13 protein-coding genes are annotated in these 13396 nt (G+C 71.8%); 7 read left to right on the forward strand and 6 right to left on the reverse strand.

Going from position 1 to position 13396, the window contains the following annotated elements:
- Positions 1–7 precede the first annotated feature (7 nt).
- On the forward strand, positions 8–358 hold the full coding sequence (locus BLR90_RS05420) for a metallopeptidase family protein (protein WP_091023365.1): 351 nt from the start codon (positions 8–10) through the stop codon (positions 356–358).
- Here the strand turns inward: BLR90_RS05420 and BLR90_RS05425 are convergent.
- From BLR90_RS05425 to BLR90_RS05435, 3 genes are read right to left on the reverse strand one after another with little or no spacing between them, the layout of a single operon-like run.
- Positions 355–681 carry a fluoride efflux transporter FluC gene (locus BLR90_RS05425; RefSeq protein ID WP_091023366.1) on the reverse strand — a complete coding sequence of 109 codons (327 nt, stop codon included), beginning with the start codon at positions 679–681 and terminating at the stop codon, positions 355–357. The genes BLR90_RS05420 and BLR90_RS05425 overlap by 4 nt on opposite strands.
- Positions 678–1091 carry a fluoride efflux transporter FluC gene (locus BLR90_RS05430; protein ID WP_091023368.1) on the reverse strand — a complete coding sequence of 138 codons (414 nt, stop codon included), beginning with the start codon at positions 1089–1091 and terminating at the stop codon, positions 678–680. Before BLR90_RS05430 ends, BLR90_RS05425 begins: the two co-directional genes overlap by 4 nt.
- Positions 1088–1981, reverse strand: coding sequence for an ATP-binding protein (locus tag BLR90_RS05435; RefSeq protein ID WP_245715171.1), 894 nt, complete (start codon positions 1979–1981; stop codon positions 1088–1090). The genes BLR90_RS05430 and BLR90_RS05435 overlap by 4 nt, the downstream gene beginning before the upstream one ends.
- Positions 1982–2225: 244 nt before the next feature.
- Between BLR90_RS05435 and BLR90_RS05440 the strand changes: the two genes are divergently transcribed.
- The gene (locus BLR90_RS05440) at positions 2226–3698 is read left to right on the forward strand and encodes an NAD(P)/FAD-dependent oxidoreductase (RefSeq protein WP_091023372.1); all 1473 of its coding nucleotides are present in this window, start codon (positions 2226–2228) and stop codon (positions 3696–3698) included.
- 4 nt (positions 3699–3702) lie between these two features.
- On the opposite strand, the gene BLR90_RS05445 is transcribed toward BLR90_RS05440, so the two are convergent.
- A complete protein-coding gene (locus BLR90_RS05445) occupies positions 3703–4374 on the reverse strand; it encodes a PaaI family thioesterase (protein ID WP_091024459.1) in 672 nt (223 codons plus the stop codon).
- A gap of 51 nt (positions 4375–4425) precedes the next feature.
- On the opposite strand from BLR90_RS05445, the gene BLR90_RS05450 reads away from it, so the two are divergent.
- Positions 4426–4971, forward strand: coding sequence for a GNAT family N-acetyltransferase (locus tag BLR90_RS05450; protein ID WP_218029370.1), 546 nt, complete (start codon positions 4426–4428; stop codon positions 4969–4971).
- A 278-nt stretch (positions 4972–5249) separates the two neighbouring features.
- Complete coding sequence (locus BLR90_RS05455) at positions 5250–6476, forward strand: HNH endonuclease signature motif containing protein (protein WP_091023374.1); 1227 nt, start codon at positions 5250–5252, stop codon at positions 6474–6476.
- A gap of 69 nt (positions 6477–6545) precedes the next feature.
- On the opposite strand, the gene BLR90_RS20910 is transcribed toward BLR90_RS05455, so the two are convergent.
- Positions 6546–8495, reverse strand: coding sequence for a hypothetical protein (locus BLR90_RS20910; RefSeq protein ID WP_091023375.1), 1950 nt, complete (start codon positions 8493–8495; stop codon positions 6546–6548).
- A gap of 102 nt (positions 8496–8597) precedes the next feature.
- Here BLR90_RS20910 and BLR90_RS05465 point away from each other — a divergent pair, with 102 nt between their 5' ends.
- Entirely contained in the window at positions 8598–9884 is a 1287-nt protein-coding gene (locus BLR90_RS05465; protein WP_245715172.1) for an acyl-CoA dehydrogenase family protein, read from the forward strand.
- Positions 9885–9952: 68 nt separating this feature from the next.
- Here BLR90_RS05465 and BLR90_RS05470 read toward each other — a convergent pair whose 3' ends face one another.
- On the reverse strand, positions 9953–11128 hold the full coding sequence (locus BLR90_RS05470) for a lytic transglycosylase domain-containing protein (RefSeq protein ID WP_091023379.1): 1176 nt from the start codon (positions 11126–11128) through the stop codon (positions 9953–9955).
- A 259-nt stretch (positions 11129–11387) separates the two neighbouring features.
- On the opposite strand from BLR90_RS05470, the gene hemL reads away from it, so the two are divergent.
- Complete coding sequence (hemL, locus tag BLR90_RS05475; RefSeq protein WP_091023380.1) at positions 11388–12719, forward strand: glutamate-1-semialdehyde 2,1-aminomutase; 1332 nt, start codon at positions 11388–11390, stop codon at positions 12717–12719.
- Positions 12716–13396: a histidine phosphatase family protein gene (locus tag BLR90_RS05480; RefSeq protein ID WP_091023382.1), complete on the forward strand. Its 681-nt coding sequence runs from the start codon at positions 12716–12718 to the stop codon at positions 13394–13396. Before hemL ends, BLR90_RS05480 begins: the two co-directional genes overlap by 4 nt.

Here is a 13396-nt window from a genome sequence, read left to right on the forward strand (position 1 = left end):
CGTGCCGATGGAGATGGAGCCTGAGCGCTTCGACGCCTTGGTCGACCGGGCCCTCGACGGCATCCCCGACGAGCTGGCCTCGCTGGTGCGCAACGTGGTGGTGCTGGTCGAGGACGAGCCGCCGGAGGACGAGCCCGACGACCTGCTCGGGCTGTACGACGGGGTGGCGCTGACCGACCGCGACGGCACCCTCGGCGTGGAGCTGCCCGACCGGATCTTCATCTTCCGTGGCCCGCTGCTCGACCTGTGCGCCGACGAGGCCGAGCTGGTCGAGGAGGTCCGGATCACCGTCGTGCACGAGGTCGCCCACCACTTCGGCATCGACGACGACCGCCTGCACGATCTCGGCTACGCCTAGGCGGCGACCCAGAAGCCCAGCGCGCAGGCCGCGAGCGCGAGGCCGATGGTCACGGCCGCGTACCCGGCTCCGCGCCGAGTGCCCAGGGCATGCGTCTGCACGGCGAAGGCGCTGTAGGTCGTGAGACCGCCGCAGAAGCCGGTCCCGAGCAGTGCCAGCGCGTCGGCGTCGAGGGAGAGGGCCGAGAAGACCCCGAGCAGGAACGACCCCACGACGTTGACCAGCAGCGTGCCGGCGGGAAGGTCGCGGTCCCACAGATGGCCGGCCAGGAACCGCAGGACGGCGCCCGCGGCGCCGCCCACCGCCACCAGTAGCCCGGTCACAGGTCGCCCTCCTCGAGTGCGAACTCGGCCTGCGCCGACGGGGTGGACCACCGCGAGGCCAGGGCGACTGCGACCAGGCAGGCGGCGAGCGTCCCGAGCAGGTACGCCGCCGCGAGGGCGGGGCGACCCTGGTCGAGCAGGCTGCGTCCCTGCTCGGAGGTGGCCGAGAGGGTCGTGTAGCCGCCGAGGACGCCCGGCCCCAGCGCGACGGCGAGCAACCGTGACCGACGTACGGCCGAGAAGGCGGGGAGCAGGGCGAGCAGGAACGCGCCGGTGACGTTGATCGTGAACGTCGTCCACGGGAAGCCGGCGCCGTCGCCGGCCACCTCGCCGAGCGTGAAGCGCAGCAGTGCTCCGACGGCGCCGCCGACGGCCACCGCGCCGACGAGGCGCGGCAGCGGTGGGGTCACGAGGAGCTAGTCTGCCGGACCGCCGAGTCGGCTGCGCCGGTCCACGGCAGCGGGTCCTTGCCCGCCGCCTGCCGCACGAACTCCCCGAGGAACCATTCCTGGAACTGCTGCTGCTCCGGGGTGCGCGCCAGCGACAGCAACCGCTCCTCGCGGCAGAACGCGTCGGCGAGGTCGAGCAGCTCGATGAAGCGGCCGATCACGTCGGCGGACTCCGTGTCCATGACCACGCGTACGTCGGTCCGGTTGTTGCCGGCCTCGAGGGCGGCCTCGATCTGGTCGATGCCCATCCCGTCGTGCAGGGGCTGCTCGAGCGCGCCGAAGAGGTCGGAGAGGCTCTTGGCGAGCGGGTAGTCGGCCTCGTGCGCGAGGGCGAGGAGCCGGACCTCGCGACGCAGCTCGCGGTAGTGGCGGTGGAACCCGACGTAGGCCTTGAGCGGGACGTCGCGGATCTCGAACTCGATCATCCCGGGGGAGTCGGTGAGGCGGCGCGGCTCGCTCAGGATGCCGCTGATGACCCCGGTCACGCCGTCGCCCTCGGAGAAGACGGAGGCGGGGTTGAACCACACCACCTTGCCGTCCTCCTCGATCTCGACGCCCCAGGCGTCGGAGCTGCGGGCGACGATGCTCAGGCCGCGTCCGAAGGTGAGCAGCAGGTCCTCCTCGTCGGTCGGCTCGCCGGCCGACGGCAGGAGTGGCGGCGTGGTCGAGCCGTCGCGGACCTCGACCCGGGGGTGCTCGACGGTGCCGCGCACGCGCACCTGGATGGGTGCGGCGCCGTGCAGGAGGGCGTTGGTCACCAGCTCGGAGACGCCGAGCTCGACGCACTCGACGATGTCGTCACGACCGATGTCATGGCACGTCGCCACCACCCAGCGGCGTGCGTCTTGCACGCCACGGGGTCCAGAGCCCAATGACAGGGCAGGCCGGTTCAGCGGCAAGTGGGTCTCCGACGGGGATCAGGCAGGATCAGGCCATTGTCGGCTCGTTTACCCCCGTCTGGACGGCACGAAACCTGTGTCGTTGAAAAATCATGACTCTGGGTAACGGGTGGTCTAGGCAGGGGCCCGGATTAGCCACGCCTTGCGTGCCGACGAGACACTGGATGAGAACGATCCAACCATCGAGAGGGCTGTCATGCAGACCGAGACCACGCAGCAGCGCCACCGCGTCGTCGTGGTGGGCTCCGGCTTCGGGGGGCTCTTCGGGACCAAGGCCCTGCGCCGGGCCGACGTCGACGTGACGATGGTGGCCAAGACCACCCACCACCTCTTCCAGCCGCTGCTCTACCAGGTCGCGACCGGGATCCTGTCCCAGGGCGAGATCGCGCCCCCGACCCGCGAGGTGCTGAGCAGCCAGGACAACGTCCAGGTCCTCCTCGGCGAGGTGACCGGCATCGACCTCGAGCGCCAGGTCGTCACCTCGACGGTCCTCGGCCGCGACACGACGCTGCCCTACGACTCCCTGATCGTCGCGGCCGGCGCGGGGCAGTCCTACTTCGGCAACGACCACTTCGCCGAGTACGCCCCGGGCATGAAGAGCATCGACGACGCCCTCGAGCTGCGCGGCCGGATCTTCGGCGCCTTCGAGATGGCCGAGCTCGGCGCCAAGCGCGGCGACAACGTCGACCACCTGCTCACCTTCGTGGTCGTCGGCGCCGGCCCCACGGGGGTCGAGATGGCCGGCCAGATCGCCGAGCTCGCCCACCGCACGCTCAAGCGCGACTTCCGCGCGATCAACACCCGCACCGCTCGCGTCGTACTGCTCGACGCGGCGCCGCAGGTGCTCCCGCCGTTCGGCGCCAAGCTCGGCGCCTGGACCTCCCGCGAGCTCGAGAAGCTCGGCGTCGAGGTCCAGCTCGGGGCGATGGTCACCGACGTCGACGAGCGCGGGCTCGAGATCAAGTACAAGGACGGCCACACCGAGCGCATCAACACCGTCACCAAGATCTGGGCCGCCGGCGTGCAGGCCAGCCCGCTGGGCAAGACGCTGGCCGAGCAGAGCGGGGCGCCGCTGGACCGGGCCGGGCGGATCGGGGTCAACCCCGACCTCACGCTGCCGGGCCACCCCGAGGTGTTCGTGGTGGGCGACATGATCGCCCTCGACAACCTGCCGGGCGTCGCCCAGGTGGCGATCCAGGGCGCCAAGTACGCCGCCAAGGAGATCGAGGGTCGCCTCAAGGGCAAGCCCGCCCAGGCGCCGTTCAAGTACCACGACAAGGGCTCGATGGCGATCATCAGCCGCTTCCGGGCGGTCGCGATGGTCGGCAAGCTGCGCCTCACCGGCGTGATTGCCTGGCTCATGTGGCTGGCCGTGCACCTCGTCTACATCACCGGCTTCAAGAACCGCGTCACCGCAGTCCTGCACTGGTTCATCTCGTTCCTCGGCCGCGGTCGCTCCGAGCGCACCACCACGGAGCAGCAGATCTTCGCGCGCAGCGCGCTCGCCCGGCTCAAGCACGGCGCCACCGACCTGGTCTCCGCGCCAGGGGCGTACGACGCGGCGCGCGAGCTGGTCGAGGAGAGCCGGCGCCACGAGCTCGAGATGCAGGCCCTCGAGGAGGCGCGGCTCACCGACTCCGGTGCGCGCGGGGTGAAGCAGTCCGGCTGAGCCGCTACTCGAAGTACTTCGGGGTCGGCCTCGTAGGGTCCTGCGTGGCGATCGCCTCGCGGGCCCACTTGGGCAGGATGAACACGCCCTCCGCCTCGACGGTCACGCCGTCGGGCCCGATGATGTGGCCCTTCGCCCAGGTCTTGATGCCCTCGCTGCGGTCGATCCACGACTCGGCCCGCAGGTCGCCGAGCGGAGTGCCCTTGCGGTAGCGCAGCGTGAGCGTCCCGGTCATGCCGGGCTTGCCCCCGGCGCCGGCCGCCTCCCCGAGCATCTGGTCGAGGATCATCGACGACACCCCGCCGTGCACCAGGTTGGGCGGGCCCTCGTAGGCCGCCCCGAGGTGGAAGTCCGACCACGCGTTGCCCTCGTCGTCGTGGTGGATCACCAGGGGCGGTGCGGCGGCGTTGCGCACGCCCACGACCGTGTTGCCCCACGGCCGGCCACGCCCCTCGCCGCCGAAACGCACGCCGTACGGCCCGTCGAGCTGGCTCGTGCGCAGCCGCGCGACGATCTCCTCCACGTCGGCCTGGGCCTGGCGGATCTCGTCGTCGTCGACCGTGGTGCGGATGGTCGCGTCGACCAGCTCACGCACCGCCTGGGTGAGGGGGCCGTAGAGGTCGCGCTGGCGCTCGATCTCCTCCTGGCTGAGGTCGTCCTTGACGTAGCCGGTCACCCGCGGAGTGTAGAACACGTTCCAGTTCGGGTGTCTGGTGCAATGTGCCCCGTGACCGACCTCGCCGTACCCGACCCGCGCCTCCTCGAGAGCTGGGCCGCCTGCGTGCGCGACTTCGACGAGGGGCCGATGGACGGCTCCGGCGACTGGCACCTGCCGGCCGGCTGGCGCGACGACCTGAGCGAGCGCGGGTGCCGGGTGGTCGTGGACGACCTGCTGCCCCACGCGGACGCCACCCGCCCGCTGCCCGACGACCGCGTGCCCTGTGACTACTACTGGGTCACCGACGGCGATCCCGCCGGTGAGCCCGCTGTCGTGGTCGGCTTCCTGGCCCTGCGGCACCGGCTCAACGCGTTCCTGCTCGAGGAGGGTGGCCACATCGGCTACTCGATCCGGCCGGCCCGGCGGCAGGAGGGGCACGCCTCGCGCGCGCTCTCGCTCGCCGTACGACGTGCAGCCGACCTCGGCCTCGACCGCGTCCTGGTGACCTGCGACGAGACCAACGAGCCGTCCCGCCGCACCATCGAGAGCAACGGCGGCCGCTACGAGGACTCCCGCAAGGGCAAGCGTCGCTACTGGATCGACACCGGGGCCTGACCGCCTCCCTGCCTTCGCTGATCGAGCCGGGCGAGCTTCAGCGAGTCCGTGTCGCGACCCGGTGACGTGGCTGTCACCTCGGGGACTGTGGCCCGCGCGCTTAGCAACCCGGGCCTCGCCGTCAAGGAGCTTCGCCCCTTCGGGCGCCTTCGCCGCGCCGCCCGCAAAAGCGCGGGCCCGAAACGACTCTCCAAACTTTCTCAGAAAGTTTCCGAATCCCTTGTGGATAAGGGCATTCTGGGCCCCGGACTGTCGGTGGCCAGTGCTTGAGTAGACCCGTGACCAGCTCCGACGGATCCGACAACAGCACCCAGGTGTTGGCGTCGCTGCGCGCACACCGCGCGGTCCGCGACCGAGCCGAGATCGCCATCCTCAACGACGTCCTCGACTGGTGCGTCCTGCACCAGACCGACGACGAAGGCGAGGCCGCGTTCGGTGACCACGGCATCCCGCTGGCCGGCGACGGCGCACCGTGGGTCTCCGAGTTCGCGGTCATGGAGCTCGGCACCGCCCTCGGGGTCTCGACCGACTCCGCGAAGCGGTACGTCGGCGCCGCACTCGAGGTCCGCTACCGCCTCCCCCGGGTGTGGGAACGGGTCGCCGCCGGGGACCTGCCGTTCTGGAAGGCCCGGTTCATCGCGGAGCGCACCATGTGCCTACCCGCGGCCGGTGCGGCGTTCGTGGACCAGCGGGTCGCGTTCGTCGCCCACAAGATCGGCTACGCCGAGACCCAACGCCAGATCGACGCCGCGCAGCTGCGGTTCGACCCCGAGGCCGCCGAGAAGCAGCGTCGGCTGGACTCCGAGCGCCGCAAGTTCGACATCCACAAGGACGCGGTGTCCGCGGCCGGCACCGTCGAGGTCAACGGCATCCTCGACCTGCCCGACGCACTCGACCTCGACCACGCCCTCTCCACCCGCGCCGCCGAGCTACGGGAGCTGGGCTGCGAAGAGTCCCTCGACGTCCGCCGGGCCATGGCCGTCGGGGACCTCGCCAGAGGCCAAGGCACCCTCGACTACGACAAGACCCGACCCCTGGTGCTACACCTCCACGACGACAGCAACGTCGGTCGCTGCGACAACACCAGATCACCCGTGTTGGCCGAGACGATCCGGGAGTGGTGCTCCAACCCACACCCCACGATCATCGTGAAGCCGGTGAAGGATCTGGCTGACCACATCCATGTGGCCGCCTACGAGGTCCCCGACCGCCTGGCCGAGCAAGACGCTCTCGTAGACCACCACTGCGTGTTCCCGTGGTGCACCAGACCCGCACGGTCCTGCGACATCGACCACGCCGTGCCCTACGGCGAGGGCGGACCGACCTGCTCCTGCAACACAGCCCCACTCTGTCGAGGGCACCACCGGCTGAAAACCCATGGCGGGTGGACCTACGAGGTCCTCGACCGCGGGACCTACCTGTGGCACACCCCCCACGGACACCTCTTCCGCCGTGACCCCACCGGCACCGAACCGCTCGACCCTCCCGGCCGCCGACGACCCTGACCGCCCCACACCCCGCCCGCTGGCGGGGTCATCGGCACGCCCGCAGGCCTAGTGCAGGCGGCGCGTCACTCAACGCTCCGGGCGGTACTCCCGCAGGACTGCCATGAACTCCTTCGGGTCGACCATCGAGGCGTCGATCGTGAACGGCGCCATGCTGCGGCGGACGAAGAGCACCTTCCACTTGCGCTTCCCGGGAGTGCCGACCACCTCGATCGGCATGTAGGGGCTCGCCAGGTCGAACACGAAACGGCCGGAGCTGTTGAGGATCTCGAGCTGGCCGTTGGTGACCGACAGCCGCGAGACCGACGACCCGGCGTAGATCGCCCACAGCAGGAGCATGAACACGCCGAGACCGGCGGCGACCGCGATCGACTCGGTGGTCTGCGCCTCGTAGGCCAGGTAGCCGGCGTACGCCGTCGCGGCGACGACCGCGAGCAGCAGCACTCCGACCAGCCGTCGCGCGCCGCGCTTGGGCTTGAAGACCACGTCGCGCGACCGGGACGGCTGCCGGGGGGCGCGGGTCGCCTTCGCGGTCGGCACAGGTGCGGCAGCCGGCTCGGGCGCAGGCTCGGGCGCAGGCGTCGGAGCGGGCGCCGGGTCGCGGTTGACCAAGGTGATCCGCGGGGCGGGCTCGGTGGCTGCCGGGGGTGCCGGTGGTGCCGGCGGCTCGGGTGCGGGCGCCTTCTGCAAGGTGGGCGTCGGCTTGGCTGCGGCGAACGCGGCGAGCACCTCGTGCGCGGCGTCCAGCGGGGCCGGCGGCTCCTCGACGGGCTCGACGGGCTCGACGGGCTCGACGGGCTCGACCGGCTTGCGGCGCCGGCTCAGCCGCGACAGCGGGGACCCGGTCGACCAGCTCAAACGCTCCGGGGCCTCCTCGACCGGAAGCGCCGGCTCGGCGGCCGCGACGACCTCCTCGTCGTCCTCGGCCGTCGACGAGGTCGTGGCGCTGGCCGCGGCGAACGCCGCCAGCACCCCGTGCCCGGAGCCCACGGCACCGGCCCGGGCCTCCTCGGCGAGACGCTCGGCCAGGCGCGTGGCTTCGGCGTCCCGCTCGGCCTGGAGGCGAGCCTCCTCCGCCAGGCGGGCTTCCTCGGCGATGCGGGCGGCCTCGGCGTCGCGCTCGGCCTGGAGTCGGACTTCTTCGGCGAGGCGGGCCTCTTCGGCGAGGCGGGCAGCCTCGGCGTCGCGTTCGGCTTGGAGGCGGGCCTCTTCGGCGAGGCGGGCTTCTTCGGCGTCGCGTTCGGCCTGGAGCCGAGCCTCGTCGAGGGCGGGGTCGGGCGTCGGCGGCGGGGAGAGGCGGGCCTGCGACTCGGCGAGGACCATCTCCTCGAACTCGCGTACGTCGAGGTCCGCGAACGGGGTCTCGGCCTGCTCGGGGTCGGGCTGCTCACGGCGCCGGTCACGACGTGACCTGGCTTCGGTGGCGCCGGGCGGCGGGGGCAGGGGTGGCAGGTCGAGCTCGGGGATGGGCACGCCCACGGGGAGCGCCACCGGCCCACTCTCGGCCTGCACCATCACCTCGAACTCACGTACGTCGATCTGGGGGCCGGTCGTCACGGGCTCGGCCTCGACGCGGCGACGCCCGAAGCGGCTGGTCCGTCGTCCCCGTCGTCGCCCGGGAGCCGTCGGCGTCTCGTCGGCCGCGGAGGCCTCGACCGGGGCCAGGACCGGGGGCGGTGCGGCGGCTGCCTCGGCAGCAGCCTCGGCGCGCAGGGCGTCGAGCACGGCGCGGCCGGCGTCATAGGAGTCGGTGCGGGAGTAGGACTCGACGGGCTCCACGGGGGCCGGTTCGGGCTCGGGAGCAGCGGCTGCGACCGGCTCCGCGACCGGCTCCGCGACCGGCTCCGGGGTCGGTTCGGGCTCGGGTTCTGGCTCGGGCTCCGGCGCAGGTTCCGGCTCGGGCACGTCGTCGGCGGGCGTGCGCGGCTGGGGCGGTGCGGCCTGGAGGTCGCGGTGGGCCAGCCAGCGGTCGAACAGGTCGGAGCCAGGCTCGCTCGGTGACGGCGTCGGCTCTTCCATGACCAGTAAAACTACGCCCAGCGTCATGCGTTACGTGACAGGCGCCACTGGTCCGATCACACCCGGGTGCCGTCGGCGACCCGCGGTTGCGATGATGCAGCCATGCCCCCCGCATCCTCTTCGGCCGGTTCGCTCTCGGCGATGTACCCCGCTTACCCCGCCCCGACGGCCGAGGCCCTCGCCCACTACGACGCCATGGTGTCGTTCATGCGGGAGGAGGTGTTCCCGGCCGAAGCGGCGTACGAGACGTTCCGTCACGAGGCGGCGCCCGGCGACCACACCGTCCCGCCGGTGGTCGAGGAGCTCAAGGTCAAGGCGCGCGAACGTGGCCTGTGGAACCTCTTCCTGCCGTCGGAGTCGGGGCTGACCCAGCTGGAGTACGCCCCGATCGCCGAGCTGTCCGGGTGGAGCCTCGAGCTCGCGCCCGAGGCGCTCAACTGCCAGGCCCCCGACACCGGCAACATGGAGCTCCTCCACCTCATCGGCACCGACGAGCAGCAGGCCACCTGGCTGCGCCCGCTCCTGGACGGCGAGATCCGCTCGGCGTTCGCGATGACCGAGCCCCGCGTCGCCAGCAGCGACGCCACTAACATCGAGACCCGGATCGTGCGCGACGGCGACGAGTACGTCATCAACGGTCGCAAGTGGTGGATCTCCGGCGCGGCCGACCCGCGCTGCAAGGTCCTGATCGTCATGGGCAAGACCGACCCCGAGGCCGCCACCCACCGCCAGCAGTCGATGGTGATCGTCCCCACTGACACCGCCGGCGTCGACATCCAGCGCTCGCTGCCCGTGTTCGGGCGGCAGGACCAGCACGGCCACTGCGTCGTCGAGCTGACCGACGTGCGCGTGCCTGTGACCAACATCCTCGGCGAGGAGGGCGGCGGCTTCGCGGCCGCCCAGGCCCGGCTCGGCCCCGGCCGGATCCACCACGTGATGCGGGCCCTCGGCGCGGGGGAGCGGGCGCTGGCCATGATGGTCGCCCGGGTCCAGGAGCGCGTCGCCTTCGGCAAGCCGCTCGCCGACCAGTCCGCCGTGCGCGAGCGGATCGCGGAGTCGCGGATCGAGCTCGACCAGGCCCGCGCCCTGTGCCACCACGCGGCGTACGTCGTGGACGCGCGCGGCAACAAGGAGGCCCGACACCTGATCGCGGCCGCCAAGGTCGCCGTACCCCGGGCGGTGCTCTCGGTGATCGACCGTTCCATCCAGGTCCACGGCGGCGCCGGCGTCTCCGACGCGACCCCGCTGTCGATGCTCTACGGCTGGCACCGCGCGATGCGGCTCTTCGACGGGCCCGACGAGGTGCACCTGACCACCCTGGGCCGCGCCGAGCTCAACCGCACACCGCTCTTCGACCTGCCAGAGTCGATCTTCAGCCAGTTCGACTGAGACCAGCCCCGAAATCACGTTGACCCGCCCGAAAGTTTCGGGCGGGTCAACGGGTGAGGCTGGGTGACCTATTTGGTGGTGTATTCCTTCACGCACTTGTCGAACGGGTCGGTGCTGCTCAGCGGGTTGTCGACGAAGCCGTCGAGCGTGCACTGGACGATCGCCTGAGCCAGGGTCAGCACCTGGTCGACCGGGTCGACCGACGTCGAGGGCAGCGGCGGGAGCGAGACCGAGGGCAGCGGGAGTGTCGGGCTCGGCAGGCCGCCGGGGCCGGGGCCCTCGTCGGTCGGCTCCTGCGTGGGCTCGGGCTCGGTGGTGCCGGGCTCGGTGGGCTGCGTCGGGTTGCCACCGGGGTTGCCGATGGTCTCGTTGCCGCTCGGCTGGTTGCTGTTGCCGTTGCCCGGGTTGTAGCTGGGGTTGGGCACGAAGTAGCCGGCCGAGGTCGTGGAGTTGGGCACGGCCATGTACTCGCCGTCGAGGTAGGCGTCCATGATCGAGAGCACCAGGTCGACGTACGCCGTGGAGTGGTTGTAGCGGTAGACCGCGGCGCGCTGACCGGTCAGGGTGCCGAGGTCGTCGGCGCCCGAGCAGAGGTAGACGGCGGAGGCCAGGGCCGCGTCGTCGATGTCCTGGGGGTTGCGCTGTGCGTCGCCGTCGGCGTCGACCCCGACGACCGACCAGGTCGAGGGGATGAACTGCATCGGGCCGACCGCGCGGTCGAAGGCCTGGTCGTTGTCGAAGAGGCCGGCGTCGGTGTCGCGGATGACCGCGGTGTTGTTGCTGCCGTCGAGCGCGATGCCGTAGATGCCGGGCACGGCGAGGCCGTTGTCGTCGAGGGTGTTGCCGCCGAAGCGTCCGTGGTTGGACTCCACGCGACCGATCGCGGCGACCAGCTGCCAGGAGAGGTTGCACGTCTCGTCGGCGGAGTTGATCACGGTCTCGGCACGCTGGTAGGCCGCGAGAGCAGCCGACGGGATGCCGTTGGTCGACGAGGTGGCGATGATCTGGGCGGTGTTGCCCGAGACCGCGCCACCGAGGCCGGTGCCGCCGGTGACCGACGCGGGGGCCTCGATCGCCTCGGTCGGCACGCTGGTCCCGTCGGGCAGGGTCCCGACCTGCGTCGACGCGGAGACGGTGGTGGTCGGACCGATGCCGGCGAGGCTCGCGGTCCAGGCGGCCGAGAGCAGGGCGAGCGGCACAATCGCCGACGCTCTCTGCACGCGACCGAATCGCTTGGCGGACATGTCATCTCCCCTTGGTTGCAGCCACACTTCCCACCAGATGGCTGTTCCAACCCAACGAACCGTGTCACAAACAAGTTACGGTCGCCCCGAGACGGACTGGAACGCACTGGTGGGCGCGTGGTTGTAACGAGTATGCGTCAAGTCCATGACGCGGTCACCGGTACCCAAATAGTGGCGCACGTCACAGGGCCCCGCACGGGGCTCCCGGGTCGGGGAGGGCGGATTCGGGCTGGTTGGGCCCCTCGGCGACAATGACCCGGTGATCCCGGCCCCCACCGCCCCCGAGTCAGACGCGCTCTTCGCGCGGGCCCGAGCGGTGACGCCCGGTGGCGTCAACTCCCCGGTCCGCGCGTTCAACGCCGTCGGCGGCACCCCGCGGTTCATCCGCTCGGCCTCCGGCGCGTGGCTGACCGACGTCGACGGCAACGAGTACGTCGACCTGATCTGCTCGTGGGGCCCGATGCTGCTCGGGCACGCCCACCCCGAGGTCCACGCGGCGGTGAGCGCCGCCCTCGCGCGCGGCACGTCGTACGGCGCCCCCACCGAGGCGGAGGTGCTGCTGGCCGAGGAGATCGTCGACCGCACCCCCGTCGAGCGGGTCCGCTTCGTCTCGTCCGGCACCGAGGCCACCATGTCCGCGATCCGGCTGGCCCGCGGGTTCACCGGCCGCGACGTGATCGTGAAGTTCGCCGGCTGCTACCACGGCCACGTCGACTCGCTACTCGCCGCCGCGGGTTCCGGCCTCGCCACCTTCGCGACCCCGGGCACCCCCGGCGTCCCCGAGTCGTCGACCGCACTGACGCTGGTGCTGCCCTACAACGACCGTGCCGCCGTCGAGGCCGCCTTCGCGGAGCACGGCCCGCGGATCGCCTGCCTGGTGACCGAGGCGGCGCCGGGCAACATGGGCGTGGTCCCGCCCGAGCCCGGCTTCAACCGGTTCCTCGCCGAGACCTGCGCGAGCCACGGTGCCCTGTTCGTCAGCGACGAGGTGATGACCGGCTTCCGCGCGTCCCGCCTGGGCCAGTGGGGCCTCGACGGCGCGGTCGAGGGGTGGCGTCCCGACCTGATGACGTTCGGCAAGGTGATGGGCGGCGGGTTCCCGGCCGCGGCGTTCGGCGGCCGCGCCGACGTGATGTCGCGACTCTCGCCGGAAGGACCCGTCTACCAGGCCGGCACCCTCTCGGGTAACCCGATCGCCACCACCGCCGGGCTGGCCACCCTGCGCCTGGCCACCGACGACGTCTACGCCCACATCACCGCCGCCGGCGACACGATCAAGGCGGCCGCGAGCGACGCCCTCACCGCGGCCGGCGTGCCCCACGTCGTCCAGAGCGCCGGCACGATGTTCTCGGTCTTCTTCACCGACCCCGCCGACGGGCCCGTGCGCGACTTCGCCGACGCATCGCGCACCGACACCGCGGCGTACGCCGCCTTCTTCCACGCCCTGCTCGAGCGTCAGGTCTACCTGCCGCCGTCCGCCTACGAGGCGTGGTTCCTGTCCTCCGCCCACGACGACCGCGCCGTCCAGACGGTGCTCGACGCCCTGCCCGCGGCCGCCGCGGCGGCCGCTGCCACCCGAGGAGACCGATGAGCCAGACCCCCGACACGATCGTCCACCTGATGCGCCACGGCGAGGTGCACAACCCCGAGGGCGTCCTCTACGGCCGCCGCGACGGCTTCCACCTCTCCGACCTCGGCACCCGGATGGCCGAGAAGGTCGCCTCCTCGCTCGAGGGCCGCGACATCGTGCACCTCCGGGTGTCTCCGCTCGAGCGGGCGCAGGAGACCGCCGCGCCCCTGGCCATGGCCCAGGGTCTCGACGTCACCACCGACCCGCGGATCATCGAGTCCACCAACGTCTTCGAGGGCGAGCGTTTCGCCGAGGGCGACGGGGCGCTGCGCAAGCCCGCCAACTGGCGCTACCTCTGGAACCCCTGGCGTCCTTCCTGGGGTGAGCCCTACAAGGAGGTCGTCGGCCGGATGATGGCCGCGGTCCACGACGCCCGCGAGGCGGCCGCCGGCCACGAGGCGGTGCTCGTCTCCCACCAGCTGCCGATCTGGATCACCCGCCTGCACGTCGAGGGCCGCTCGTTCCTCCACGACCCCCGCAGGCGCCAGTGCACGCTGTGCTCGCTCACGTCGTTGCACTTCGTCGGCGACCGGCTGACCCAGGTCTCCTACAGCGAGCCTGCGGGCGACCTGATTCCGGTCACCGACAAGAAGGCGCCGTTCTCGGCGGGCGGCGCCCCCGAGGAGAAGCGGCCCTGA

This window comes from Nocardioides szechwanensis, assembly GCF_900103935.1.
Taxonomy (GTDB): domain Bacteria; phylum Actinomycetota; class Actinomycetes; order Propionibacteriales; family Nocardioidaceae; genus Nocardioides; species Nocardioides szechwanensis.

Excerpts from the sequence above, each read along its gene's own strand:
- BLR90_RS05470 (WP_091023379.1), bottom strand. The coding sequence starts at position 11,128 with ATGTCCGCCAAGCGATTCGGTCGCGTGCAGAGAGCGTCGGCGATTGTG.
- BLR90_RS20910 (WP_091023375.1), bottom strand. The coding sequence starts at position 8,495 with ATGGAAGAGCCGACGCCGTCACCGAGCGAGCCTGGCTCCGACCTGTTC.
- BLR90_RS05440 (WP_091023372.1), top strand. The coding sequence starts at position 2,226 with ATGCAGACCGAGACCACGCAGCAGCGCCACCGCGTCGTCGTGGTGGGC.
- BLR90_RS05480 (WP_091023382.1), top strand. The coding sequence starts at position 12,716 with ATGAGCCAGACCCCCGACACGATCGTCCACCTGATGCGCCACGGCGAG.
- BLR90_RS05465 (WP_245715172.1), top strand. The coding sequence starts at position 8,598 with ATGCCCCCCGCATCCTCTTCGGCCGGTTCGCTCTCGGCGATGTACCCC.
- BLR90_RS05420 (WP_091023365.1), top strand. The coding sequence starts at position 8 with ATGGAGATGGAGCCTGAGCGCTTCGACGCCTTGGTCGACCGGGCCCTC.